The following is a 25,822-nucleotide window of genomic DNA, read 5'->3' on the forward strand; positions in this document are numbered from 1 at the left end:
GAGCTCGGCCACACGCCCGCGCGCGGCGCTGGGATCGCAGGCGTCGAGGAGCGACGTGAGCTGGCCGCGAGAGCGCTTCGGATCACCGCCAAGCGGGTTCTGGGGATTGCCCACGACCACACCCGTGGTGTGCTGTACGCTGCCGTCATGGACTGGAAGGAGAGCTATCGCGCCCGCCTCCGGGAGCACCTCGACCCGCACGGCGACATCGTGCCTCCCTGGGAGCGATTCCCCGACTACGAGCGCCACACCCTCGGCTGGCGAATGGGCGCCGGCGAAGACTGGATGGGGCTGTGGAGCGTCTTTCTCGACCAGCTCTCCCCGGATCCGGAGACCCGCATCGCCTACCTGCGGCGCCACCCTCCCGCCCCGATCTGCTGGGCAGACGCCGTTCACGACGTCCTGGTTCCCGCGGAGCGAGGGGACGGCGGTCGCGACGAGGAGGACGACCCTGACGAGGACGACCTCGTCGAGGTCGACCCGGCGGTGGCGGCCCAGCGCCGCGCCGCGCTGCTGGAGCAGGGCCTCATCGCGTCGGACGTCGCGTTCACCACGTGGCTCGGCCAGCAGAACGGCGTGCGCTGGCCGTGGGAAGACGACCCGACGCCCGAGGACGCGGCCCGCTACAGTACCCGCGCGCTCTGGTTCTGGTCGCGGCAGGTCGCCGAGCTCCGCAAGGGCGGCGGATGGACGCCTCCCGCCGTGCCGGACGCCTGGCGCGCCTGCGCCCACGCGCTCGAGAGCGGCGACGCAGGCCCCGTCGATCCGCGCCTCGGGCTCCTCTCGCTCGCCCGGCTGCTCTGCGCCGGGCACGTGAAGGCGCCCTGGCAGCTCGGCCTCGATCTCGCCGACTTCGCCGACTCCTTCGACAACGACATGGGCTACGTCGACGCGTTTCGCCTGTGGGGCATGGCGGCCTTCGACGACGCCCAGCAGCTTCGCCGCTACCTCGAGGCCACGCGCATGCCGCCGGGCTGGGAGGCCTGGATCGCGGATCAGTTCCTCGTGGACTGAGGCCGAGATCGAAGCCCGGGAGACGCGCGCAGCGGCCCCGTGGCGGTGAACCTCGTTTCCGATAAGCTCGCCGGCCGGCATGCCCACCACGACGCTGACACGGCGAGAGCTCAACCGGGCCACGCTCGCGCGACAGATGCTGCTCTCGCGGGAGCGGACCACGGCCGTCCGCGGCATCGAGCGGCTGATCGCCCTCCAGGCCCAGCTCGCGCGGCCGCCCTTCCTCGGGCTCTGGTCGCGGCTCGTGGGGTTTCGGCGCGAGGAGCTCGTCCAGCGGGCCCTGCGCCGCGAGGTCGTCCGGGCGCCGTTCCTGCGCGGCACGCTGCACCTCGTGAGCGCGAAGGATTACCTGGCCCTGCGCCCGGTCATCGCGCCGGTGCTCCACGCGGCGATGCGCTCGACCCTCGGCGCGCGCGCGGAGGCCCTCGACGTCGACCGGCTGGTCGCCGAGGCGCGCGCGTACTTCGACGAGGAGCCGCGGACCATGGAGGAGCTGCGCGCTCACCTGGCCGAGATCCACCCCGAGGGCGACGTGCGGGCCATGGCCCTCGCGGTTCGCATGCGTCTGCCGGTCGTCCAGGTGCCCACCGAGACCCCGTGGGGATACCCGGGAACGGCGGATTTCGCCCCGGCCGCGTCCTGGCTGGGCCAACCGCTCTGCGAGGGCGACGCGCCCGAGGCGCTCGTGCTCCGTTATCTCGCGTCGTTCGGCCCGGCGACCGCGGCCGACGTGCGGACGTGGTCCGGCCTGACCGGGGTCAAGGACGTGCTCCAGTCGCTGCGGGAGCAGCTCTGCACGTTCCGCGACGAGCGAGGCCGGGAGCTCTTCGATCTGCCAAGGCACTTGCGGCGCGGGCCAACGGTGGGGGGACCGCCAAGGCACTTGCGGCGCAGGCCAGCGGCGAGAAGGCCACGAAGGCATCCGCGGCGCGGGCCAGCGGCGGAAAGGCCGCCAGGGCCAGGCGATGAGGCACGACGACGCTGGCGGACGTGTCGCTCCCCGGCATCAAAGCAGGAGGACAAAAAAACAGAGCGCCCATTCGACGGTGGGGGGGGAACCGTCACGGGCGCTCTGCCCTGTACGGATAGCAGGATGCGAGCCAATGTCTGTCCGACTTGTTTTCGCAGGTTCTCTCCGAGGAAACGCTCCGCTCCTTTCAGTCCTGCACGTTCCAGATTGCAACCCTGGCATCCCGGGGGTCCTCGGCGCGTGGCTCGACGCTATCGAAATACCCCCTCTTGGAGCAGCGCCTCTGCGCTCCGTCGTTCTGCCGGGCTCCGGCCTGCCGCTGGGCGCCGATCGCCGCTCGTACACCCGCCGCCGAGGCCTCCGGGATGCTCGACCCTACCCCCACGCCCCGCCGCCGAGGCCTCCGGGATGCTCGACCCTACCCCCACGCCCCGCCGCCGAGGCCTCCGGGATGCTCGACCCTACCCCACGCCCCGCCGCCGAGGCCTCCGGGATGCTCGACCCTACCCCCACGCCCCGCCGCCGAGGCCTCCGGGATGCTCGACCCTACCCCCACGCCCCGCCGCCGAGGCCTCCGGGATGCTCGACCCGCGCGGAGACGGGTGGCATCGCCTGAAGCGGGCCGCGGCTGCGGCCCATCAGCCGACGATCACCTGCTGCCAGGTCGGGGTGTTGCGCGCCATGTGATCCAGGTCGCGGAGGTAGAGGTCGACGTGGCCCTCCGCGATGTGCCGCTGGAAGCTCCGATCCCCGGCGACGGCGGCCTCCCGCAGGAAGGTCACGAGCGCGCGCAGGCGGGCGTCGAGGGTGCCGACCACGCCTGCGCGCTCCTCACGGGAGCATCCGTAGGCGTCCAGGAACCTCCGCGCCCGCTCGGCCTGCGCACGGGGTGAGGTGACGAACCCGTCCGGGTTGGTGGGGTCCGTCAGCGGGCTGAAGCGGTAGAGGGCGTAGGCCAGGTCCCAGGCCCGCGGCCCCAGCCGGGCGGCGTCGAAGTCGATCATGGCGATCGCCTGCCCGCCGGCGAAGACGCAGTTGTACGGCGCGAAGTCGCCGTGACAGACCACCTCGACCGGCTCGATCGCGGGGAGCTGCCACCCGTCCGGTCGCTGATCGGCCAGCGCCACCGTCGCGTCGTGATAGGAGCGCAGGAGCCGCGCCGCCGACGCCAGCGCCCTCTCCCCTCGCGCCTGCTCTGGCAGCGGATAATTGCCGACCTCGCCCTCGATGTAGTCCAGGATCTCCCGCCCCCCGTCGGTGCCGAGAATTCGCGGCGCCCCGGCGAACCCGGCGGCGCGCAGGTGCTCAAGCAACCGGTGCACCGCCGCGCTCCACGGGCGCAACGGCCGGCGCACGGTCTGCCCCACCCGGGTGACGACGGTCGTCCCGCCGCCCTCCAGCACCTCTTCGCGCCCGTCCGCGCTCCCCCGTTCGGCGGGGGGATCTGCTATGGCCATCTGAAATGCTCCTGTCCTCTTGCGATGAGCGGTCGCCCCCGATACCGCAGCATTCACCATAGCGAACGCGAGCGCCGACACGACGACTTTCCATGACCCAGGCCACGGAAACGCCGTAGCACTACCGCGGGACGTTGCCCCGGATCGGCAGAAGAACCGCCATGGCGCCAAGGCCGCCAAGAGGAGAGGGGGAGGGCCGGCCCAGCATTTCCCCCTCCTGTTCCCCTTATTTCTTGGCGCCCTTGGCGGCTTGGCGGTTCGCTTTCCGTGCCGACTTCCCGCAGTAGAGGTAGGCAGTATGTTTCAAACTTTCAAACCGGCTCACGGCCAGCTCCTGCCACAAGGATCTTCTCTGCTTCGCCCACGGTGACCGGCCGCTCGAAACATGACCGAGCCTCGCGGAGGATTGACATCCAGACGTGGACCATGCTGCTCTCGGCGAGCAGCGCCAGGGCTCTGCACGACCCCCTCCAGGAGCCCGCGGATGGATCCGATCGTCCAGTATCTCATCATCAGCCGAGAGCTCCTGGCCCTCGGCCACGGTGTCCTCGCAGCCCAGGCGGCGCACGCCGCCGTCGCCGGCTACCTCATCGCCGCGGGCAGCGACCCGGCCCGGGCCTGGGCCGGCGGCACCTTCACCAAGATCCTCCTGGCCGCGGACGATGAAGCCGCGCTCCGCGCAGTAAGCGCGCAGCTCGCCTCCGCCGGGATCGCCCACAAGCTGCTCGAGGAGAGCCGGCTCCAGGGCAAGGCGACCGCGATTGGCGTCGCGCCGCTGCCCAAGTCGACCGTGGCCCCCGTCCTCGGTCGGCTCCCGTTGTTCAGGTGACCTCGTCCCCCGGGCGTCGCGAACACCCCCCACCCGGGCCGGGCAGCGCGCCTGCTCCCCTTCCCCGCTCCGCCCCTGCCCCCCGCACCGCCGCCACCAGCGATGCCCCATCACCACCGCACCCGCCCGCGCGTCTCGTTGACATCGCCGGCAGGATTGCTCCAATGCGCGTTCCCGCTCCGGGCTCGCTCACAACGAGGAGGTGTTCGATGCGGCACTTTCTGACCACGATGGACTACACGCGCGCCGAGCTCGAGGACCTGCTCGAGCGCGCGCAGCGCTTCAAGCGGCGGCCGATCGAGCCGCGCCTCAAGGATCGCACCCTCGCGCTCGTCTTCTTCAACCCCTCGCTGCGGACGCGCACGTCCTTCGATATCGGCATCCGGGAGCTCGGCGGTCATGCGATCGCCCTGGAGCCCGGCCGGAGCGCCTGGCCGATCGAGTTCGAGGACGGCGCGGTCATGGACGGCGAGCCCGAGGAGCACGTCCAGGAGGCCGCCCGCGTCCTCTCCCGCTACGCCGACCTCATCGGCGTGCGCGCGTTCCCCAAATTTCAGCGCTGGGAGGAGGACCGGCAGGACAAGGTGCTGAACGCGTTCGCCCGCCACGCGACCGTGCCCGTCATCAACCTCGAGACCATCACCCACCCCTGCCAGGAGCTCGCGCTCGCGCTCACCATGAAGGAGCGCCTCGGCCGCCTCGACGGCAAAAAGCTCCTCCTCACGTGGACGTACCACCCGCGCCCGCTCAACACCGCGGTCGCCAACTCGGCCGTCCTCATCGCCTCCAAGCTCGGCATGGACGTCACCCTGCTCTGCCCCAGCGAGGAATATCACCTCGACGACCGCTACCTCGACGCCGCCAGGAAGAGCACGGCCGAGAACGGGCGGAGGTTCTCCATCACCTATGACATCGAGTCCGCCTACCGCGGCGCCGACGTCGTGTACGCGAAGAGCTGGGGAGCGATCCCCTACTTCGGCCGCTGGGAGCAGGAGAAGCCGCTCCGCGACAGGTACAAGCACTTCATCGTCGACGAGCAGAAGATGGCGCTCACCCCCGGGGCGCTCTTCTCCCACTGCCTCCCGGTCCGGCGCAACGTGAAGGTCACGGACGCCGTGATCGACTCGCCCCGCTCCATGGTCATCGACGAGGCGGAGAACCGGCTGCATGTCCAGAAGGCCATCATGGACATGCTGGTCAACGGGTGATGAGCGCGATGAGCAGCTCGACGCAAGACGTCATCGTCCGCCTGCTCAGGAACCTCGGCAGCCGCAAGGAGGTCGAGCAGTACCTGAAGCAGTACGCGGCCGTCGACCAGCAGAAGTTCGCCGTCATCAAGGTGGGCGGCGCCATCCTCGACGAGGATCTCGAGGCGCTCGCGACCTCGCTCGTGTTCCTGAACCAGGTCGGCCTCTACCCCATCGTCATCCACGGCGCCGGGCCGCAGCTCGATCGGGCCCTCGCCGAGTCGGGGATCCCGAGCGAGCGGATCAACGGGCTGCGCGTCACGACGCCGCGCATCCTGGAGGTCGCGCGGCGCGTCTTCCTCCGCGAGAACCTGCGGCTCGTCGAGGCGCTCGAGGAGATGGGCACGCGCACGCGGCCGATCACGGCGGGCGTGTTCGAGGCGTCGCTGGTCGACGAGGAGCGCCTCGGCCTGGTCGGCCGGATCCAGCGCGTGCACCTCGACGCGGTGCGGTCCAGCATCCGCGCCGGCCACCTGCCGATCCTCGCCTGCCTCGGCGAGACGCCGGGCGGGCAGATCGTCAACATCAACGCGGACGTGGCCGCGCGCGAGCTCGCGCTCGCGACGCAGCCGTTCAAGATGATCTTCCTCACGAGCGCGGGCGGCCTGCTCGACGAGCACGGGCGCATCATCTCGGCCATCAACCTCGAGGAGGACTTCGCGGGCCTGGTCTCGCAGCCCTGGATGAGCGGCGGCATGCGGCTCAAGCTGCAGGAGATCAAGCTCCTGCTCGACGGCCTGCCGGCGACGTCCTCGGTCTCGATCACCTCGCCCGATCACCTCGCGAAGGAGCTCTTCACGCACACGGGCTCTGGCACGCTCATCCGGCGCGGCGAGCGGATCCTGCGGCACGACACGCTCGACGGCATCGACCGCGGCCGGCTCCGCGATCTGCTCGAGGCGTGCTTCCAGCGGGCGCTCGACGAGAACTACTTCGAGAAGAAGCGGTTTTATCGCATCTACCTGTCCGACTCGTACCGGGCGACCGCGATCCTGACGCTCGACTCGAGCGGGAAGGGGCCGTCGATCCCGTACCTCGACAAGTTCGCGGTGACGAACGAGGCGCAGGGCGTGGGGATCGGCGGCTCGCTCTGGACGCGGATGAAGAACGAGAACCCGGCGCTGTTCTGGCGTGCCCGGAACGGCAACGAGGTCAACCCCTGGTATTTCCAGCAGGCCGAGGGCAGCTACCGAAACGACACGTGGACGGTGTTCTGGTACGGTCTCTCCGGCTTCGACGAGATCCACGCCTGCATCGATCACGCGCTCTCGCTGCCGGCGACGCTGCGCCAGCACGGCACCGCCTAGCGCGGCGGTCACCCGCTCGGCCCGCGCCCCAGCAGACCGGTCCTCGGTCAGGCGTGCTTCGTATACCGGCTCACGGTCCCCCTGTGCAGGCCGGACGCGCCGGCCCATCCACCGACCGCGGCCCCAGCGCCCCTCCGCCAGGGCCGGCACGCGCGGCGCGGGCCGCTGAAGACCTCGTGAAACGTTGAACGGCGCGACCGTTTCGGTCGATACTCGCGGCGCTTGCTGTTCCTTCCGGCAAGGAGGCGACCCCGTTCATGCAGGCTCGTAGACTTGGGACCTATCCGACCGCCGTGCTCGCGGCGACGCTGTGCCTCGTCGGCGCAGCCGCCCGCGCCCAGGCGCAGGAAGCTGCGGCCCCCGAGGGGTTCGCGCTCGACAGATTCCAGCCAGCGCCCGCCGGCGACAGGATGTTCGGAGTCCAGTCCGCCTACACGGCCGGAGAGGCATCTCCCCACATCATGCTCCTCGGCGACTACGCCCAGGATCCGCTCGTGTTGCGGACCCGGTCGGGCAACGAGGATCGCGGCGCGGTCGTCGGCAACCAGCTCCTCCTGCACCTCGGCGCCTCGCTCGCCCTCTGGAATCGCCTCACGGTGAGCGCCGATCTGCCGCTCGCGCTCCAGTCCGGCGACGGCGGGGCGGCCTCCGGCGCCCAGCTCGCGCCGCCCACCACGAGCGCGCTCGGGGATCTCCGCCTCGGCGCGCGCGCGACGCTCTACGGCGGCTACCACGACCCGTTCCAGCTCGCCGTCGCCGGCTACGTGTGGCTGCCGACCGGCGACCCCGAGGCGTACTCCGGCGACGGCGCGGTGCGCGGGGCGCCGCAGCTCGTCCTCGGCGGCCACCTGGGCCGCGCGGTGTGGTCGTTCTCCGCGGGGCCGGAGTTCCGGGCCAAGAAGCCGTTCGCCAACGTCGAGAGCGGCATGATGGTGCAGTGGGGCGCCGGCCTCGGGCTGCTGCTCGACGACGAGCGGCGGCTCCAGCTCGGCCCCGAGATCACGGGCGCGATCACGGTCTCCGACCTCCAGCAGCGCACGACGAACCTCGAGGCCCTGCTCGGCGGGCGCTACCGCGTCGCCAGCGATTTCGAGGCCGGCCTCGGCGTGGGCCCCGGCTTCACCTCCGGGATCGGCACGCCCTCGTTCCGCGCCGTGGCGATGCTCGCCTACACGCCCGAGGTGAAGCCGCCCGTGAAGGACCGGGACGGCGACGGCATCGCCGACGAGGTGGACGCTTGCCCGGGGGTCCCGGGCGTCGGGAGCGCGGATCCGCGGCAGAACGGCTGCCCGCCGCCGCCCAAGGACGCGGACCGCGACGGCTTCGCCGACCCGGTCGACGCCTGCCCCGACGTGCCCGGCGTCGCCGACCCCGATCCCAGGAAGAACGGCTGCCCGCCGCCCGGGGACTCCGACGGCGACGGCATCGTCGATCCGGTCGACGCCTGCCCCGACGTGCCCGGCGTCGCCGCCCCGGATCCCAAGCAGAACGGCTGCCCGCCGCCCGACCGCGACGGCGACAAGGTCCCCGACGCCGAGGACGCGTGCCCCGATATCCCCGGGCTCGTCACGACCGAGCCGGCCACGAACGGCTGCCCGGGCGACACCGACGGCGACGGCCTCCGCGACGATCAGGACGCGTGCCCGAACGAGAAGGGCAAGCCGAACGCGGATCCGAAGCAGAACGGCTGCCCGGTGGCGGTCCGGGTGACCGAGACCGAGATCGTCATCCTCCAGCAGGTGCAGTTCGCCTTCGGCAAGGCGACCATCAAGAAGGAGAGCGACGAGCTGCTCGACGAGGTCGCCGGCGTGCTCAACGACCACCCGGAGATCCTCCAGGTCGAGGTCCAGGGCCACACCGACAACCGCGGCACGCGGCAGTTCAACACGAGGCTGAGCCAGGCCCGCGCCGAGTCGGTGGTCAAGGCGCTCGTCGCGCGCGGGATCGCGCCCGAGCGCATGGTGGCGAAGGGCTACGGCCCGGACGTGCCGCTCGCGGACAACAAGACCGAGGCCGGGCGCCAGCAGAACCGGCGCGTCCAGTTCAACATCACGGAGAAGGCAAAGAAGCAGCCGTAGGGCTGGAGGCTTCGATGGCAAAGCGATTGGCAATCACGGGGCTCACCGGCGCCGCGCTGCTCGGGGCGCTCTCGGGGATCGCGGGCGCGGCCCCGTCGTCCCCGCGGGCCCAGGTGAAGCAGCGGGGCGATTTCGTCCTCATCGGCAACACGCTCGCGCACGACTGCTTCACCGGTACGCCGGCCCCCGTCGTGGGCGACCTGGGCAATTGCGGCGCCGAGACCAGCGACTCGGCGCCCGACGTCTACTGGCGGGCCGACAGCCCCTTCGCCGGGCAGGCGGAGGCGAGCACCACGGTATTGCCCTCGAGGGCCCGGAGCACCGCGGTCCTCGACCTGCCCGACGGCGCGCGGGTGACCCACGCGTACCTCTACTGGGCGGTGAGCCGCACGTCGGGCTCGGCCCAGCTCAGCGCGACCCTCGCCCGGTCCGGCGCCGGCGGCTTCGAGACGACGGTGACCGGCATCCTCTCGGGCGAGGTGCCGGCCGCCCTCACCCATTCCCAGGTGGTCGCCGACGTCACCTCGCTCGTTCGAGCGCGCGGCGAGGGGGCCTATCAGCTGGGCGGCATCCTCAATGCGGCCGACCTCCGGGGCGAGAACCAGGCGTTCGCGTTCGCGGGCTGGTGGATGGTCGTGTTCTACGAGCTCCCGAGCGCGCCCGCCCGGCACCTCGCCCTCCTCGACGACCTGGACTCCGTGCTCAGCACCACGATGGTGGAGTGGAGGGTCTCCGGGTTCGCCGTCCCCCCGGACGCGGGCCAGGCGAAGCTCGGCGTCATCGGCTACGACGGCGACAACACGACCGGCGACGCGATCCTGTGGAACGGGACCGCGCTGTCGGACGCGCAGAACCCGGCGAACGACTTCTTCAACAGCACCCGCTCGTACCTCGGCGCGCCGGTGTCCGTGCCGGGCGACCTGCCGCAGCTCACCGGCGTGAAGTACAGCATGAGCGGCATCGATCTCGACGTCGTCTACGTCCCGACCCACCTGCTCACGCCCAGCACGAGGGAGGCCGTCATCAGGCCGGTCGTCTCCGGCGGCCTCGATACCTACCTTCTCGGCGGCATCGTCACGTCGGTGCCGACGCTCCTGCCGGATCTCTCCACGTCGAGCAAGGCGGTCTTCGACCTCGACGGCGGCGGCGTCAAGCCGGGCGACACGCTCGAATACACGATCGTCGTCACGAACTCCGGGAACGACGAGGCCGCGGAGGTCGTGCTGACCGATCCGCTGCCCGCCGGGGTGACCTACGTGCCCGGCTCGCTGGAGATCACGACGGGTCCGGCCCCGGGGAGCCTGACCGACGAGGGCGACGGCGACCAGGGCGAGTACCTCGAGAACACCAGGGAGATCCGCGTCCGGCTCGGCCATGGGGCGAGCGGCGCGGGCGGCGGGTCGCTCGGCGTCGACGAGACCACGACGGTGCGGTTCCGGGTCCGGATCGACGAGACCACCGGCGGCCTGATCTCGAACCAGGCCATCATCACGGCGAAGAGCCCGGAGGGGGACACGGTCTACGAGTACCCGACGGACGGCAACGGCATGGATCCGGGCGCGCCGCCGACCGACATCCTCGTCGACAGCGACGGCGACGGGCTGAGCGACGGCGACGAGATCGCCGCCGGCACCGACCCGAACGACGCGGACTCGGACGACGACGGCATCCGCGACAGCGACGAGGAGCTCTGGGATCGCGACACCGACCGCGACGGGCTCATCAACGCGCTCGACGTCGACAGCGACAACGACGGGCTGTTCGACGGGACCGAGGTCGGCCTGACGGACTGCAACGGCCCGGGGACGGACGCGCTCGCGGGGCACTGCGTGCCCGACGGCGACGCCGGCGCGACGACGACCGACCCGCTCGACGCGGACACCGACAACGGCGGCGTGCCCGACGGCTCCGAGGACGCGAACCTGAACGGGGTGCTCGACGCGGGCGAGACGGACCCGACCGCCGGGCGCGGCGCCGACGACGATGCCGGCGTCGATACGGACGGCGACGGGCTGAGCGACCGCCTCGAGCAGCACATCGGCACGGACCCGGACGACGCCGACTCCGACGACGACGGCGTGCAGGACGGCAACGAGCCGAACCCGACGGACGATCACGACGGTGACGGGCTCATCAACGCGCTCGACGTCGACAGCGACGACGACGGCCTCTTCGACGGCACCGAGCTCGGCCTCGGCTGCAGCGGGCCGGGCACCGACGCGGCGGCGGGCAACTGCACCCCCGACGGCGACGCCGGCGCCACGAGGACCTCGCCGCTCGACGCCGACACCGACCGCGGCGGGATCTCCGACGGATCCGAGGACTGGGATCTCGACGGCGTGGTCGACGCGAGCGAGACGGACCCCGGGGCCGGCCACGGAGGCGACGACTCGGGCACCCAGGACCGCGACGCCGACGGGCTGGGCGACCTCCTCGAGGAGCGCCTCGGCACGGACCCGGACGACGGCGACTCCGACGACGACGGCGTGCTCGACGGCGCCGAGCCGAACCCGGCCCACGACACCGACGGCGATGGGCTCATCAACGCGCTCGACGTCGACAGCGACAACGACGGGCTCTTCGACGGCACCGAGCTCGGCCTCGGCTGCAGCGATCCGGGCACCGACGTGGACGCGGGGCGCTGCGTCGCCGACGCCGACGCCGGCCTCACGAGGACGTCGCCCGTCTCGGCGGACACGGACCGGGGCGGCGTGCGCGACGGCTCCGAGGACGCCAACCTGAACGGCGTCGCGGACAACGGCGAGACCGACCCGACCCGCGGTCACGGCGACGACGACGGGGGGAACCCCGACCGGGACGCCGACGGGCTGAGCGACGCCCTCGAGAGGCACCTCGGCACGGACCCGGGCGACAGCGACACCGACGACGACGGGGTGCGCGACGGCCGCGAGCCGAACCCGAGCGACGACACGGACGGCGACGGGCTCATCAACGTGCGCGACGTGGACAGCGACGACGACGGGCTCTTCGACGGCACCGAGCTCGGCCTCGGCTGCGACGATCCGGGCACCGACGTGGACGCGGGGCACTGCACGCCGGACGCCGACGCGGCCACGACGACCTCGCCGGTCCACCGCGACAGCGATCGGGGCGGCGCGACCGACGGCTCCGAGGACGCCGACCTGAACGGCGCGGTCGACGCGGGCGAGACCGACCCGACGGCCGGGCACGCGGACGACGACGCCACGAACCCGGACAGCGACGGCGACGGGCTGAGCGACGACCTCGAGGTCTTCCTCGGGTCGGACCCCGGCGACGCGGACTCCGACGACGACGGCCTGCTCGACGGCGACGAGCCGAACCCGAGCGACGACGGCGACGGCGACGATCTGCCGGGCGTGCTGGACCCGGACAGCGACGGCGACGGGCTCTTCGACGGCACCGAGGCGGGGAAGGACTGCTCCCACGCGGACACCGACGCCGGCGCCGAGCGCTGCACGCCGGACGCCGACGGCGGGCTCTCGACGACGAGCGTGGTGGATCCCGACACGGACCGCGGCGGCATCAGCGACGGCGAGGAGGACCTGAACCACGACGGGAGGGTCGACGAGGGGGAGACCGATCCGAACAACGCCGGGGACGACGCGGGCGATCGCGACGGCGACGGCCTCTCGAACAGCGAGGAGACGGCGCTCGGCACGGATCCGGACGACGCGGACAGCGACGACGACGGCGTGCTCGACGGCGAGGAGGTCGCGGCCGGCGAGGACACGGACGAGGACGGGAAGATCAACGCGCTCGACCCGGACAGCGACGACGACGGGCTCTTCGACGGGACCGAGCTCGGCAAGGACTGCTCCCACCCGGACACCAACCCCGCCGCGGAGACGTGCATCGCCGACGGGGACAGCGGGGAGACGACGACCGATCCGACGAGCCGCGACACCGACGGCGGCGGCGTGATCGACGGCGAGGAGGACGCGGACCACGACGGCGTGATCGACGAGGGCGAGCGCGATCCGAACGACCCGGCGGACGACAGCGAGCCGACGGGCTGCGAGCAGGACAGCCAGTGCGGCAGCGGGAGGGTGTGCGACCCGGAGACGAGGCAATGCGTCCCCGGTTGCCGCAATCCGGACGGCTCCATCGGCGAGTGCCCCACGGAGGAGGAGGAGGAGGTGCCCGGCGCCGGGGTCGTGGTGCAAGGCGGCGGCTGCGCCTGCGCGGTGGGCGCGAGCGGCGACAGCGGCCGCTCGGCGCCGTGGGCCCTGCTCGCGGCCGGCGCCTGCGCGGCCGCGCTGCACCGGCGCCGCCGGCGCAGCTAGAGCGCGCGCCGGCGCGTCGAGAATCCAGGGTTGCTATGATGTCGGCCGCTCGCGGGCGCCTCCGCCCGGTGGACCGTGAGCCGCGTCGGCGGACCGGGCCGGGCCGGGGCCCGGTACGCCTCGGGTTGCCATCGGCCGTCCGTGGCCTAACGATATCGATTCCACGGGAGAGGGACTCTTGCTCCGACCTTCTGATTCCGTCGTTCGCGCCATCACGATGGATGGCGCATTCCGCGTCATCACGGCGCTGACCACCGAGACCGTGCGGGGCGCCGCCGCGGTGCAGTCGGCCACCGGCGCGACCGCGCAGCGGCTGGGAGAGCTGATCACCGGAGCGATCCTCGTGCGCGAGGCGATGGCGCCGAAGCTGCGCGTGCAGGCGATCGTCAAGGAGGCGAGCGGGCGCGGGACCCTGGTGGCGGACGCGCACCCCGACGGCACGAGCCGCGGCCTGGTGAACCTGGGCAAGGGCGCCGAGGGCAGCGCCGTGGAGATCGGGGGAGGGTCGCTGCTGCAGGTCATGCGCACGCTGCCGAACGGCATGCTGCACCAGGGGGTCGTGGAGGTCCCGGCCTCGGGCGGCATCTCCGGCGGCCTGATGACGTACATGCAGGAGTCGGAGCAGGTGGTCTCGATGATCGCGGTGGCGACGCTGCTCGACGAGGGCGGCGTCGGCGCCTCGGGCGGGTACCTGGTCCAGCTGCTCCCGGAGGTCGAGCGCGGCCCGCTCATGGTGATGACCGAGCGGCTGAAGGACTTCGAGCGCCTCGACGAGGTGCTCGCGCACGAGGGGGCCTCGGCGGACGTGCTGCTCGAGGAGCTGCTCTACGGCATGCCGTTCTCGCGGCTCGACGACTCGCCGCTCAGCTTCAGCTGCCGCTGCAGCGAGCTCCGGGTCATGGCGACGCTGGCGAGCCTGCCGCGCAGCGACATCGAGGAGATGGTCGACGACGGGAAGGTCCTCGACATCCGCTGCGATTACTGCGGCAAGGACTACCAGGTCGCGCCGGCGCAGCTCCGCTCGCTGCTGACGACGAGCTGATCCTGCGGGCGGCCGCGGCGCGCGGCCGGTCGCGCCGGCGGGGGGTGGGGCGCCGTGCGCCTCACGCCGGCCGCTCGGGCGAGAGGCCGCGGACCAGGAAGGTGATGACCCGCTCGACCTCGGCCTCGTCCGGCCACGCCTCGTCCGGGGCGATGAACACGCGGTGGAGGATGTACCCCGCGAACGTCGACATGATGCAGCGCAGGACGAGGGGCGGCGGCCAGCCGACGATCTGCCCTTCGCGCTGGAACTGCTCGATCTGCGCCAGCCCCTTCGTGAGGAACGGCGCGATCACCCGGCTGACGATGCCGGCCCGCAGCTCCGCGTCGAACGGCAGCTCCTGCGCGAGGATGCGCACGAGCCGGGGGTGGGCGCGCACGAACGCGACGCGCTCGGCCAGGAGCGCGCGCAGGAACGCCTCGAAGCTCGGGTAGGTGACGCTGAAGAGCGGCTCCATCGAGCGCGCCAGCGCGGAGCCCACGAGCTGCTCGAGGGCGGGGCCGAGCACGCCGAGCAGGAGGTCTCGCTTGCTCGGGAAGTACTTGAAGATCGTCGCCTCGGCGACCCCTGCGCGCCGGGCGATGTCCCGGGTCGCGGTCCCGTGGAAGCCGTGCTCGGCGAAGGCGCTCACCGCGGCCTCGACGATCTTGCGCTGCGCCTCGGTCGGCGCGTCGTTCGAGCGGGAGCGGCGGGTCATCGGGGTCCTCTCCGTCATGTCCGGGCAGCGCCGGTCCGCCGCGTGAAGAGCCGGTCGAGCGCCCGCCCGAGCTCGCCCTCGTCGATCGGGTCGCTGCGCACGCCGATGTAGCCGTCCGGCCGGACGAGGACGGCGGCCGTGGTCTCGACGCCGTACGTCGCGTGGGCGCGCCCGTCGGGGTCGGCGTACCCACCGGCCTCGGTTGCGCCGAGGACCACGACCTTGAGGTCGGGCCCGGCGAGCCGGGCGGCGAGCCTCCGGGCGCGCTCGCCCGACGCGCCGTCGGCCCGCGGACCGGCGAAGAGCAGCAGCACGGGCTCGGGGTCGCGCAGCAGCTCGAAGAGGTGGACCTCCTCGCCCGCCCCGCTGCGGAGCGCGACGTCCGGGGCGCGGTCGCCGGCGCGGGGGCCGCGCGCCGGCGGGGTCCCGAGCTGAACGGACAGCGGGCTCTTCCGGTAACGGATCTTGAGCTGCGAGACGAACCCCAGGATCCGGCGCTGCACGGGCGACAGGCCGAAGGCGCGGATCGCGAGGTGCGGCGCGAGCGCGCGCAGGGTGTGACTGAGCGGGCCGTGGCCGGCCAGGAAGCCGAAGAGGCGATCGGTGAAGTCGACCAGCCGGCGTGCCACGGGCAGGCGCTCCTGCTCGTAGGTGTCCAGCAGCCACGCTGGCATCCGGCCCTGCTGCACGGCCGCGAGCTTCCAGGCCAGGTTGAAGGCGTCCTGGATCCCGGTGTTCATGCCCTGTCCGCCGGCCGGGCTGTGGATGTGCGCCGCGTCCCCGGCGAGGAGCACGCGCCCGCTGCGGAGGCGCGCGGCCACGCGGTGGTGCAGGCGGTAGCGAGAGAGGACGATCGCCTGCTCGATCTGGAAGGGCACCGGGATGATGGCGCGCATCGTGCTTTCGAACTCCGCGAGCGACACCGCCGCATTCCGGACCGGGGGCGCTTCGGGCAGGATGAGGACGACCCGGAACCGGCGGCGGCCGGGCACGGGAAAGGCGGCCGCCATGCCCCGGGGCGAAGGGCTGATGTAGATCTCGCCGTCGGGCAGCTGCCAGTCGACGAGGAGGTCGCCGAGCATGCAGTGGTCGTCGTAGGTGTCCCCCTCGAAGGGGATGCCGGCGCCCTTGCGCACGGCGCTGTGCGCGCCGTCGCACCCGAGGAGCCAGGACGAGCGGACCTCTTCCAGCTTCCCGTCGGCGTGGCGGAGCGTGCACGTGACGCCGGCGCTGTCCTGCGAATAGGAGGCGAGCTCGACGCCCCGCTCGAGCGTCACGCCGAGCGGGGGCAGGCGCGAGGCGAGGACCTCCTCGGTGTCGAGCTGCTGGATGACGAAGAGGCCCGAAATGGGCGTGGACAGCTCCGGGAAGGAGAAGATCGGCAGCCGCGCGCGCCGTCCGCTCGGGAGCAGGACGTTGAGGCCCGTCACGCGCGCGCCGTGCTCCATCGCTGCGTCGGCGATCCCCATCATGCCGAAGAGCTCCAGCGTCCGGGCCTGCACGGCGAGCGCTCGGGAGTGATCGGACGGCGGCTCCAGCGCCTTGTCCACGATCCGCACCGTGAGCCCTCGCCGAGCGAGCTCTCCGGCCAGGGTCAGCCCGGTCGGCCCCGCGCCGACCACCAGCGCATCCAACGATCGCGCCATCGTTCACCTCCACCAAGCAGTGTGAGTGAGTACTCACTCACAGTAGGGCGACGGGATGGGGGTTGGCAAGGCGATGGCGGCCGGAACCGACCCAGGTTGGGGCTGGCCGACCCAGGTTGGGGCTGGGACCGACCCAGGTTGGGGACGGGCCGACCCACGTTGAGGACGGGCCGACCCAGGTTGGGGCTGGCCGACCCAGGTTGGGCTGGGGCCGGGCCGACCAGGTTGGGCTGGGGCCGACCCAGGTTGGGGCTGGGGCCGACCCAGGTTGGGGCTGGGACCGACCCACGTTGAGGACGGGCCGACCCAGGTTGGGGTGACCAAGGTTGGGGTGATCGACCGCGTGCTCGCTCCCCGGGATCCATGCGATGGTCGCGGCATGGAAGAGCTCCACGTGAACGTCTACATCCACGCCCCGATCGACCAAGTCTTCGACGCGGTGGCCGATCACGAAAGCTTCCTTCGCTCCGGAGACCGCACCCACACGACGCTCATCCGCCCAGGGTTCACCGAGCGCAACGGGCTCGGCGCCCTGCGCGAGGTCCGGGTCGGGAAGCGGATCCGCTACGTCGAGGAGATCACCGCCTTCGAGCGCCCCACCTCGTTCGAATACCAGATCCGTGAGAGCACCCAGCCTCTCCGGCATCACGGCTCGACCCTCCGCTTCACCCCGCGCGGCGAGGGTACGGAGGTCCACTGGACCTCGCGCTTCGAGGTCCCGGTGCCGCTCGTGGGAAACCTGCTCGGCCCGCTCGCCAGGCGCATGTTCACCGCGGCGTTCACCGAGATGCTGATCGCCGCAAAGCGACGCCTCGAGGCCGCGCCCGACGCCCGCGCGGCGTGACGCGCCCGACGCCCCGGAGGTCGCCGGGCGGGGTCAGGGGCGGCCGGCCGGCTGCCGGCCGGGCCTCGCGACCGCATCGACGGTCACGGCCACGAGGAGCGCCGCGCCGGTCACCATGAACTTCACCGAGGAGCACGTCCCCGCCGCCGGACGACTGGTTCACGGCGAGGAGGCGCGAGGTGGCCAGGATGCCCCCCGAGGCCGCGAGCGCCCCGCACATCGCGAAGACGTCCACGCGGATCGCGTCCACCCGGATGCTGGCCCGCCGCGCCGCCTCCGCGTTGCCGCCCACCGCGAGGAGGTGACGCCCCAGCCGGGTCCGCCGGACCAGGAAATCGAAGCCGCTCACGAACCCGAGCAGCAGGAGGAGCGCGAGCGGAACCCCTCGATCGGCGCTGAGCCGCGCGACCACGGCCGGCACCAGGACGAGCACCGCGGCCATGCGCGCGATCATGGCGCCCCTGGAGGCCGGCGGGAGTCCCGCCCTGGCCCGGCGCCACGCGACCACCACCTGACCGCCGATCGCCGTTCCGACGCCCAGCGCGCCAAGCGCCTTGAGGAGCGACTCGCCCTGGAGCCTGCCCACCGACTCGTTCGTTCGTCGTCGAACGACACGTAACAATCGAGTCCGGGGAGCAGCACGGCAATCGATATCTGATGACCTGGACCGCGTCGCGCGGCGCTCTTCGGATGCCGGCTGTTCCTGGCGCACAACCGCATCTTGTACCCCTACCCCAAGTGGGTGAGGACCCTCGTGACGGACGCGCCCGACAGGCCCGCGGACCTCCTGCGCCTCGCCGACGCGCTGATCGAGGCGCCGTGCAAGCGCGCGGCCGACGCGCTCTGCGGGGCGGTGCTCTCGTTTCGCGACTGGGACAGGCCAGTGGCAGACGCGGTTCATGGAGGACTCCGAGCTCAACTGGCTCCATGCGCCGCCTCCCCTGGAAGACGCATGAGGTCGCTCAGCTCAGCCGCCGTGGCCATGAAGCCATGAAATACGCTGCGTGACGGCCGCGCGGGCGAGGCTCTGCCCGGGCCAGCACCGCACTCGATTATAACATCAGCAGAAAGTTGCCATGGCAAGCTACTTGCTGGCACCTGGCGAATCCATATACTCGAGTCGGTCTCGACTTTCTTCCGTCTGACCTTCGGCCGTGGTGCCCCGGGAGTAATGAAGATGCGACTGCTGACAAGGTATGCGCCCCGGCTCGGGCCTGCTACTTCCAGCGCAGCTTGCCTCCCGGGAGAGCCGCGGAAGCGCTCAGCCCGGTTGGGAGCGCTGTCCGAGGGTGGCAGTTGCGGGCGGGGTGAACAGCCTGGGTCTCGGCCGAAGGGGACGACGGCGTTGCTCGCCGCCTCCCTGATGGGGCTCGCGGCGTGCGCCCAGGGGCACAGCCTCGACGACGAGAACACGGGAGGCGCCGACAGCGTCGCATCCACCACGAGCGGGGCGACCTCGTCCAGCTCGGGGCTCACGAGCACCACGACGAGCGCCACGACGGGCGGCTCGACAGGACCCACGACGAGCAGCTCGGGGAGCACCGCGACGAGCTCCGCGAGCGGCGGGTCCACTGACACCGCGGCGAGCAGCACGACGGGCGCGGGCGGCGCGGGCGGCGCCCCCATGACGAGCACGACGGCCAGCACCTCGGCGAGCACCAGCGGGGCAGGCGGCGCCGGGGGCGCTGGCGGCGCCGGGGGCGCTGGCGGCGACCCCGCGACGAGCACGACGACCAGCAGCACCTCGAGCACCTCCGCGACCACGAGCAGCATCTCGAGCACCTCCGCGACCACGAGCACCTCCGCGACCACGAGCACCTCCGCGACCACGAGCACCTCCGCGACCACGAGCACCTCCGCGACCACGAGCACCTCCGCCACGGGCGGGGTGACCGCGCCGCCCCTCGAGCTGCTCTACCTGGCGAAGGAGCGCCGAAATGCCTCCGCTGAGATCAACTTCAGGATCCTGCTCAGGAACACCGGATCTTCCAGCCTGGCGTTCAGCGACCTGACCGTTCGGTACTGGTTCACCGCCGAGAATGCCTCCATGGCGCCGCTCGAGTTCGATTGCGACCACTCATCGATCGGGGGGGGGTGCGACGAGATCGAGTGGGCATTCGAGGAGACGTCGGGCATGTACGCCGATCATTACCTCGAGCTCGGCTTCACCGCGGGCGCAGGTCCCCTCCCCGCGGGCGCTGACAGGATCATCGAGGGCCGCCTTTATACCGAGAACTACAGCACCCAGGACCAGACCAACGATTACTCCTTCGACACCACCGAAAATGCCTTGACCCTCTGGCCGCGGATCACCGTGTACCACGACGGAGCGCTTGCCTGGGGCGAAGAGCCTTAGTTCTTACTCCCTGGTTTCTTGGCGCCCTTGGCGTCATGGCGGTTCGCCCCTCTGCCCGATTTTCCGCAGTAGCGTCAGGGCACCGAGGCGCGACCGCCAGCCCCCACGCCCCCGAGCAACCAGCGCCGGATCTCTGGAGACAGCAGACGAGAAACCCTGGCGTGTCGCGTGATACAATACATAATCGTCGTCTTTCCATCCTCTGGCGACTGGCAAAGATTTCACTGCACGAGCGCGCACTGAGATAACCTGGCACGCCGCGCAATCACGCCACAGTCGCGACCACGTGTCCGCCCGTTCCAGCGGAAGCGCTGCGACGAATTCCGCTGGGAAATACGTCCTGCGCTGCCGCCTGAGGGCGTCCGTTCCGTCGAGAACCGCGCGGCGAGGACGGCATCATCCTTGAATGGGATGAGCCCGGGTCTCGACACCATGGAAGCCACCGCGCTCGACCGGTACGCCCTCCCCTCGTCCGAGGACTGGCCGCTCCAGGCCCCGACAGCCAACGACCCGCCACGAAGCGGTCTGCGGCTCGGCCTCGGCCGGTTCGAGGAGCTGAAGCGGCGCGCCGCGCGCACCCCCGGCCTCATCAGCTTCGCCGGTGGGCTGCCCGCGCCCGGCGAGTTCCCGCGCGCCAAGCTCTCCGCCGCGTTCGTCCGCGCCCTGCAAGCGCCGAGCTGCCCGGCGCTCCAGTACGGCTGGCCCGAGGGCGACGAGGACCTGCGCTCCTGGATCGCCGGGCGACTCCGCCGGCGAGGAGCCCAGGTCGCCCGCGACGACATCATCGTGACGAGCGGCGCGCAGCAGGCCATCTCCCTCGCGACGCAGGTCGTGGGCGGGGCGGGCGCGACCCTCGGGATCGAGCCCGAGACCTACCCCGGCGCGCTCGACCTGTTCCGGGCGCTCGGCACGACCGTCGTCGACGACGGCGGCCACGCGGACGCCCATTACCTCATGCCCGCGGTGTCCAACCCGCGTGGACGCAGGTTATCGCCTCACGGGCGATCGAGGGTCCTCTCGACGCTCCGTCCCATCATCGAGGACGACGCCTATGCCGATCTCTGCTTCGACAGCGTCGCTCCGCGGCCGCTCCTGGCCGAGGCGCCCGACCGCGTGTTCCACGTCGGCACCTTCTCGAAGACGCTGTGCCCCGGCCTGCGGGTCGGCTGGCTGGTGCCGCCGCGCTCCCTCCGGAACGACGTCCTCAAGCTGAAGCAGGCCGCCGATCTGCAGGCCGCCAGCCTGCCGCAAGCCATCCTGGAGGATTACCTCCGCAACGAGGACTTCGATCAGCGGCTCGTGCGCCTCCGGGAGTTCTACGCCCGGCGCGCCGCCCGCATGGAGCAGGCGCTCCGCCGGCACCTGCCGGGCTGGAGGGTCGAGCCTCCGGCCGGGGGCTTCGCGATCTGGGTCGAGCCCGACGGCGAGCCGAACGAGGCGTTCTTCCTGGCGGCCGCCATCGAGCACGGCGTGGCCTTCGACCCGGGCTCGCCGTTCCGCGCGAGCGGCGCCATCCGCCCGTTCGCCCTCCGCCTCTGCTTCTCGTCCGTGTCGTGCGACGAGGAGCTGGACGAGGGCGTGCGCCGCCTGGCCAGCTGCTGGGCCGACGTCACCTGACGACACCTGTCCAGGCATCGGACGACACCTGCCCGGGCATCGGACGACACCTGCCCGGGCATCGGACGACACCTGCCCAGGCATCGGACGACACCTGCCCGGGCAGCACCGGACAGCGGCCTTGGCCCTTCCGGGTGCTCGCCGGTCGCGAGATCGTGGCTCCGCGGAATGCGCCGGCGCCCCACCTCCCCCTCGTTCCCTTCCTGTTCAGACCATGAGGGTTTCCGGCTCCCGGGGAACGGCGTTTTCCGCCCGCGGCGCGAGGCGGCCGGAGTCGACAGCGCGCGCTTCTGCACCAGAGATCCTCCAGGGACATGGTCAACGCACGCCGCCGCACGGCGCTCCTCCTTCGCCTCGCCCCGCTCGCCATGACGCTGGCGGCGCTCCTCGCCTCCGCGTCCCGCGCGCGCGCGCGCGAGATCTTCTTTGATTACGGCAGCCACACGGGCGCCGACGACGCGCTCGAGCTGGTCGATATCGCGCTCGCCCGGATCGTGTACTCCGAGCTCGGCTGCCCGAGCGACCCGGTGTGGCTGAAGCTCGTGGCCACGGAGGGAGAGGCGCTGTTCGTGCAGCTCGGCATGCCGCTCATCGAGGCGCTCCGCCGGGTGCGCCCCTCGCTGGCGCTGGTCGGCCCGGGCCTGCCGCGGCCGGGGAGGCTGCCCTTCGAGGTGCCCGCGGGGCTCGGCGCGCAGGTCTTCGCGACCGGCGGCGTGCGCGAGCCGAGGGTGGTCCGAGGCCCCGTCGCCGCGGCCCGCTCGTGGCTCCTGCTCGAACGACGGATCGTGCTGCCGGCGACCGGGAGCTACTACCTGGTCGCGTGGAGCCCGGAAAAGCGCCGGGTGCGGCTCTGGATCGCGCTCGGCGAGGAGGAGACCGAGGAGATCAGCAACGTGGACGATCCCGAGGAGCGCGCGACGGCGTTCCACCAGCCCTGGACCGCGCCGGACCTCAGCGCGCCCTGCGCGCCCGCGCGGCCCCCGGGGCGCGCCCCCTCGGCCGCGGCCTGCGCCCACGCGGCCGGACCTGCGGGCGGCGCGCTGCCTGCCGCGGCGGCGGGGCTCGCCGCGGCGGGGCTCGCCGCGCGGGCGGCGCGGCGCCTGCGACGCCGCCGGGCGCCGCGGAGATGACGGGCCGCGCCGGCGCCGCCGCGACGCCGCGATGACGCGGTCGCGCCGGCGCCGCCGCGATGACGCGGTCGCGCCGGCGCCGCCGCGACGCGGCTCATTGCTCGATCGCCCCGCCCGGCCCGCGCGGGACGGGTGGGCGGCGCTCGAGCAGCTCCCGCGCCGCCGCGCGGACGACCCCGGGCACGTCCGCCGCCGCCACGACCTGCGTGAGCTCCGGCCGCAGCAGCAGGCGCACCATCGGCACCGCGATCTCCTGGGGCGCGCCCGGGTTCTGCACGATCGCCATGCGCACCCGGGCGCGCTGGGACCACGCGGGGTGCCGCGCGATCTCGGTCATGACCTCCGGGCTCGCAGGGCGCCGCGCCGCGAGGCGGATCACGTCGTCCTCGGTCATGCGCGGGTTCGCGAGCAGGTTGCGGATGACGAGCGGGTGCGGGTCCCGGAGCAGCGCCTCGAAGGCGGCCCGCGTCGGCCGCCGCGCGAGCGCGCGCCGCTCGCCGAGCGTGAGCGCGCGGCCGGCGCTCGAGGTGGCGAGGCGGCGCTCGTCGATCGCCGGCGAGGGCGGCCGCGCCGCCTGTCGCCGCGCCTTGCGGCGCAGGAGCCGCGAGAGCGACAGGAGGGAGCCCTCGGCGGCGATCCGGCGGAGCTCCTCGACGCGCTCGGCGAGCTCCGGATCCGCGAGGACCGGCACCACGGCGCCGAGCACGTCGCGCGCGAGGGGGCTCGCCTGCTCGGCGTCGCGACAGAGCTCGTCGAGCGCGCGGGCCACGGAGGAGGGCTCGGCGCGCAGCAGCTCGCTGCGCAGGAACGCGGCCCGCAGCCGGAGCTCCTTCAGGGACGAGACGGCCCGCCTCCACCGCGCTGCCAGCGGATCCACGCCGTCAATTTACAACGCCGGCGCGCCCGCGTGGAGCGCGGCCGGCAGTTCGCGATGCGCGCGACCGCCCCGGTGAGTATCCTGCGCGGCCAGCGGGGGCGGCGCACGCCGATCCCCGTCAGTCCACGAGGGCACGGCGCACGCCGATCCCTGAACCGAACGCCGACATGGGGGCGGCGAGCGCCGGCCCCACCCTGGAAGGGAGGAGTCGCATGTCCGAGAAGGTTTCATTCCCCGCGAAGAACGGATCCCCGGCGACCGGCGAGATCGTCTTGCCGAAGCAGGACGGCCCGTCGCCCGCGGTCGTGCTGATCCAGGAATGGTGGGGCCTGAACGACCACATCCGCTCGCTGCTCGACCGGCTCGGCGCCGCCGGGTTCGTCGCCCTCGCGCCCGACCTCTACCACGGCAAGACGACCAGGGACGCGGGCGAGGCCGGGCGCCTCATGAACGAGCTCGACAAGCAGCGCGCCCTCGATGAGATCGCCGGCGCGGTGAGCTTCCTCGCGGCGCACCCGCGGTCGAACGGCAAGGTCGGCGTCATGGGGTTCTGCATGGGCGGCGCGCTGTCCTTCGCCGCCGCGGCGGCCATCCCGGAGCTCAAGGCCGCGGTGCCCTTCTACGGCGTCCCGAGCCCTGCGCCCGATACCTCGCGCGTCAAGGCGCCGATCCTCGCCCATTTCGCCGCGCGCGACGCGTGGGCGACGCCGGCCGCCGCCGAGGCGATCCGGAAGGAGCTCACCGCGCGCGGCCAGTCCATGGAGCTCCACGTCTACGACGCCGACCACGCCTTCGTGAACGACACCCGCCCCGAGGTCCATCACCCCGACGCGGCCAGGCTCGCGTGGGAGCGCAGCCTCGAGTTCCTGAGGCAGCACCTCGGCTGAGCGGAGCGCCCTGCCCCTTTCCGGCAGGCCGCGCAGGGCGGGCCGCCGGCCGGCGCGCCGCGACGGGTCGGCCTCCCCCCCTCCATGCCCGCCTGCCTTCTTTGCCGTCGCGCGACGAACCCTGATATACACGCGCGCATGGCCCTCCCCCCGGTCCTCCCGGGCTCGACCCACCAGGCGGAGTCGCCGATCGACCGGGCGCTCTCGCTCGCGCTCGCCGGGGAGCGCGACGCTGCGCTCCGCTGGGCCGCGGCGCTCGTCCGGCACGACCCGACCATGCCCTCGGCGCTCTGCCTCTGCGGGCGCCTCCTCGGCGAGCTCAACCGGCACGAGGCCGCGCGCGAGGCGTGCTCCAACGCCATCGTCCGCGCGATCGACCTGGAGAACCTGCCGCTCGCCGTCGCGGCCGCGCGCGAGCTCGAGCGCTTCGGCGGCAACCCCGGGCCCCAGCTCGACCTGATCGCGGCGTCGTTCTGCAAGGGCTCGCCGCGGCTCGGCGAGGGCGCGCCGCCGCCGCCCCCCCTGCCCACGGCGGAGGCGTTCCAGCCGCTCGCCTCCGTGCTCACCGGGGCGCTCCTGCTCAACAAGGCGACGGAGATCATCCACGACGCCACGCGCAGGCTGGCCGCCCAGACCGACCACCCCGGGATCGCGCCGCAGCCGGTCTTCTCCGCGGTCGGGCGCGACGCGCTCCGGGCCCTGTGCGCGACGTTCACGCCGGTCTGGATCGCGGCGGGGGCGACCGTCATCGAGCAGGGCGCGGCGCGCAGCGCGGCGTACTTCGTGGCGCGCGGGGAGCTCGAGGCGCGGCGCCGGCGCGGCGACGAGGAGATCGTGCTCGCGCGGCTCACGAACGGCGCCATGTTCGGCGAGATGGCGCTGCTCTCGCGCGCGCCGCGCACCGGCAGCGTCGTCGCCACGCGCCCCTCGATCGTGCTCGAGGTCAAGCGCGACGCGGTCGACCAGCTCGCGCAGCGCGAGCCCGAGGTGGGCGCGGAGCTCGCGGCCTACTGCCGCGATCGCATGATGGAGAACCTCGTCCGGATGAGCGACGTGCTCCGCGTCGTCCCCGAGGCGGACAGGCCCGCGCTCGTGAAGCGGTTCCGCACGCGGACGTTCGAGAAGAACGAGCGCCTGCTCGTCCAGGATGAGCGGCCGGCCGGCCTCTTCCTCATCGCGTCGGGCGAGGTCGCCGTGGTCCGGCGCGACGCCGCGGACGACCCCCGCGGCGAGCCGCTCGTGCTCTCGACGCTCGGCCCGGGCGACGTCGCCGGCGAGATCGCGATGGTCCTGCGCCGCCCCGCGAACGCCGACGTCATCGCCACCCACCCCACCGTGGCGCTGTACCTGCCAGCCACCGAGTTCATGGGTCTGGTCGAGGATCACCCGGCGGTGCTGGCGCAACTCTACAAGCTCGCCGTCCAGCGCGACGAGGAGACCACGAGCATCATCGCCGAGGAGGTCTCCGTGGCCGAGGATTTCGTGCTGATCTAGCACACCAATCGGCTGAAACCCCGAGGGAGTGGCCCCCTCGAGCC

Annotated in this window: 20 protein-coding genes; 14 read left to right on the forward strand and 6 right to left on the reverse strand. The window is 72.6% G+C overall.

The annotated features are described in order from the left end of the window. Positions 1-147: 147 nt before the first annotated feature. Both WMF31_RS36145 and WMF31_RS36150 read left to right on the forward strand, forming a co-directional pair. Positions 148-1,014, forward strand: a complete 867-nt coding sequence (locus WMF31_RS36145; RefSeq protein ID WP_436606305.1) for a hypothetical protein — start codon at positions 148-150, stop codon at positions 1,012-1,014. A gap of 136 nt (positions 1,015-1,150) precedes the next feature. Beyond that, a complete protein-coding gene (locus tag WMF31_RS36150) occupies positions 1,151-2,671 on the forward strand; it encodes a winged helix DNA-binding domain-containing protein (RefSeq protein WP_436606637.1) in 1,521 nt (506 codons plus the stop codon). On the opposite strand, the gene WMF31_RS36155 is transcribed toward WMF31_RS36150, so the two are convergent. Beyond that, positions 2,623-3,441: a phosphotransferase gene (locus WMF31_RS36155; RefSeq protein WP_436606306.1), complete on the reverse strand. Its 819-nt coding sequence runs from the start codon at positions 3,439-3,441 to the stop codon at positions 2,623-2,625. The two genes, WMF31_RS36150 and WMF31_RS36155, sit on opposite strands and share 49 nt — an antisense overlap. Before the next feature lie 484 nt (positions 3,442-3,925). Here WMF31_RS36155 and WMF31_RS36160 point away from each other — a divergent pair, with 484 nt between their 5' ends. The 6 genes from WMF31_RS36160 to WMF31_RS36185 all read left to right on the forward strand — a co-directional run bounded on the left by WMF31_RS36160 (position 3,926) and on the right by WMF31_RS36185 (position 14,230). Continuing rightward, positions 3,926-4,270: a peptidyl-tRNA hydrolase gene (locus WMF31_RS36160; protein WP_436606307.1), complete on the forward strand. Its 345-nt coding sequence runs from the start codon at positions 3,926-3,928 to the stop codon at positions 4,268-4,270. A gap of 209 nt (positions 4,271-4,479) precedes the next feature. Next, entirely contained in the window at positions 4,480-5,478 is a 999-nt protein-coding gene (locus tag WMF31_RS36165; protein ID WP_436606308.1) for an N-acetylornithine carbamoyltransferase, read from the forward strand. Next, positions 5,478-6,824 (forward strand): acetylglutamate kinase, encoded by a 1,347-nt coding sequence (locus tag WMF31_RS36170; protein ID WP_436606309.1) that lies wholly within the window; start codon positions 5,478-5,480, stop codon positions 6,822-6,824. The genes WMF31_RS36165 and WMF31_RS36170 overlap by 1 nt, the downstream gene beginning before the upstream one ends. Positions 6,825-7,081: 257 nt before the next feature. Next, on the forward strand, positions 7,082-8,902 hold the full coding sequence (locus WMF31_RS36175) for an OmpA family protein (RefSeq protein ID WP_436606310.1): 1,821 nt from the start codon (positions 7,082-7,084) through the stop codon (positions 8,900-8,902). Positions 8,903-8,916: 14 nt separating this feature from the next. Next, positions 8,917-13,188, forward strand: a complete 4,272-nt coding sequence (locus tag WMF31_RS36180) for a hypothetical protein (RefSeq protein ID WP_436606311.1) — start codon at positions 8,917-8,919, stop codon at positions 13,186-13,188. A gap of 178 nt (positions 13,189-13,366) precedes the next feature. Beyond that, on the forward strand, positions 13,367-14,230 hold the full coding sequence (locus WMF31_RS36185; RefSeq protein WP_436606312.1) for an Hsp33 family molecular chaperone HslO: 864 nt from the start codon (positions 13,367-13,369) through the stop codon (positions 14,228-14,230). A 61-nt stretch (positions 14,231-14,291) separates the two neighbouring features. Here the strand turns inward: WMF31_RS36185 and WMF31_RS36190 are convergent, their stop codons facing one another. Next, positions 14,292-14,927: a TetR/AcrR family transcriptional regulator gene (locus tag WMF31_RS36190; RefSeq protein WP_436606313.1), complete on the reverse strand. Its 636-nt coding sequence runs from the start codon at positions 14,925-14,927 to the stop codon at positions 14,292-14,294. A 14-nt stretch (positions 14,928-14,941) separates the two neighbouring features. Further along, on the reverse strand, positions 14,942-16,573 hold the full coding sequence (locus WMF31_RS36195) for an FAD-dependent monooxygenase (RefSeq protein ID WP_436606314.1): 1,632 nt from the start codon (positions 16,571-16,573) through the stop codon (positions 14,942-14,944). A gap of 379 nt (positions 16,574-16,952) precedes the next feature. Here WMF31_RS36195 and WMF31_RS36200 point away from each other — a divergent pair, with 379 nt between their 5' ends. Continuing rightward, positions 16,953-17,417, forward strand: a complete 465-nt coding sequence (locus WMF31_RS36200) for an SRPBCC family protein (protein ID WP_436606315.1) — start codon at positions 16,953-16,955, stop codon at positions 17,415-17,417. Here the strand turns inward: WMF31_RS36200 and WMF31_RS36205 are convergent. Together WMF31_RS36205 and WMF31_RS36210 are read right to left on the reverse strand one after the other, a co-directional pair. Continuing rightward, positions 17,353-18,003 carry an ABC transporter permease subunit gene (locus tag WMF31_RS36205; protein ID WP_436606316.1) on the reverse strand — a complete coding sequence of 217 codons (651 nt, stop codon included), beginning with the start codon at positions 18,001-18,003 and terminating at the stop codon, positions 17,353-17,355. The two genes, WMF31_RS36200 and WMF31_RS36205, sit on opposite strands and share 65 nt — an antisense overlap. A gap of 329 nt (positions 18,004-18,332) precedes the next feature. Beyond that, entirely contained in the window at positions 18,333-19,298 is a 966-nt protein-coding gene (locus tag WMF31_RS36210; RefSeq protein WP_436606317.1) for a hypothetical protein, read from the reverse strand. 7 nt (positions 19,299-19,305) lie between these two features. Between WMF31_RS36210 and WMF31_RS36215 the strand changes: the two genes are divergently transcribed. The 3 genes from WMF31_RS36215 to WMF31_RS36225 all read left to right on the forward strand — a co-directional run bounded on the left by WMF31_RS36215 (position 19,306) and on the right by WMF31_RS36225 (position 22,520). After that, on the forward strand, positions 19,306-19,773 hold the full coding sequence (locus tag WMF31_RS36215; protein ID WP_436606318.1) for a cellulose binding domain-containing protein: 468 nt from the start codon (positions 19,306-19,308) through the stop codon (positions 19,771-19,773). Between the two features lie 432 nt (positions 19,774-20,205). Beyond that, positions 20,206-21,390: a PLP-dependent aminotransferase family protein gene (locus WMF31_RS36220; RefSeq protein WP_436606319.1), complete on the forward strand. Its 1,185-nt coding sequence runs from the start codon at positions 20,206-20,208 to the stop codon at positions 21,388-21,390. 314 nt (positions 21,391-21,704) lie between these two features. Next, complete coding sequence (locus tag WMF31_RS36225; RefSeq protein ID WP_436606320.1) at positions 21,705-22,520, forward strand: hypothetical protein; 816 nt, start codon at positions 21,705-21,707, stop codon at positions 22,518-22,520. Between the two features lie 94 nt (positions 22,521-22,614). Here WMF31_RS36225 and WMF31_RS36230 read toward each other — a convergent pair whose 3' ends face one another. Continuing rightward, positions 22,615-23,397, reverse strand: a complete 783-nt coding sequence (locus WMF31_RS36230) for a hypothetical protein (RefSeq protein ID WP_436606321.1) — start codon at positions 23,395-23,397, stop codon at positions 22,615-22,617. A gap of 146 nt (positions 23,398-23,543) precedes the next feature. On the opposite strand from WMF31_RS36230, the gene WMF31_RS36235 reads away from it, so the two are divergent. Beyond that, positions 23,544-24,284, forward strand: coding sequence for a dienelactone hydrolase family protein (locus WMF31_RS36235; RefSeq protein ID WP_436606638.1), 741 nt, complete (start codon positions 23,544-23,546; stop codon positions 24,282-24,284). A gap of 138 nt (positions 24,285-24,422) precedes the next feature. After that, positions 24,423-25,778 carry a cyclic nucleotide-binding domain-containing protein gene (locus tag WMF31_RS36240; protein WP_436606322.1) on the forward strand — a complete coding sequence of 452 codons (1,356 nt, stop codon included), beginning with the start codon at positions 24,423-24,425 and terminating at the stop codon, positions 25,776-25,778. The last annotated feature ends 44 nt before the right edge of the window (positions 25,779-25,822 follow it).

It is taken from the genome of Sorangium sp. So ce1036, assembly GCF_051369805.1.
Lineage (GTDB): Bacteria > Myxococcota_A > Polyangia > Polyangiales > Polyangiaceae > Sorangium > Sorangium cellulosum_F.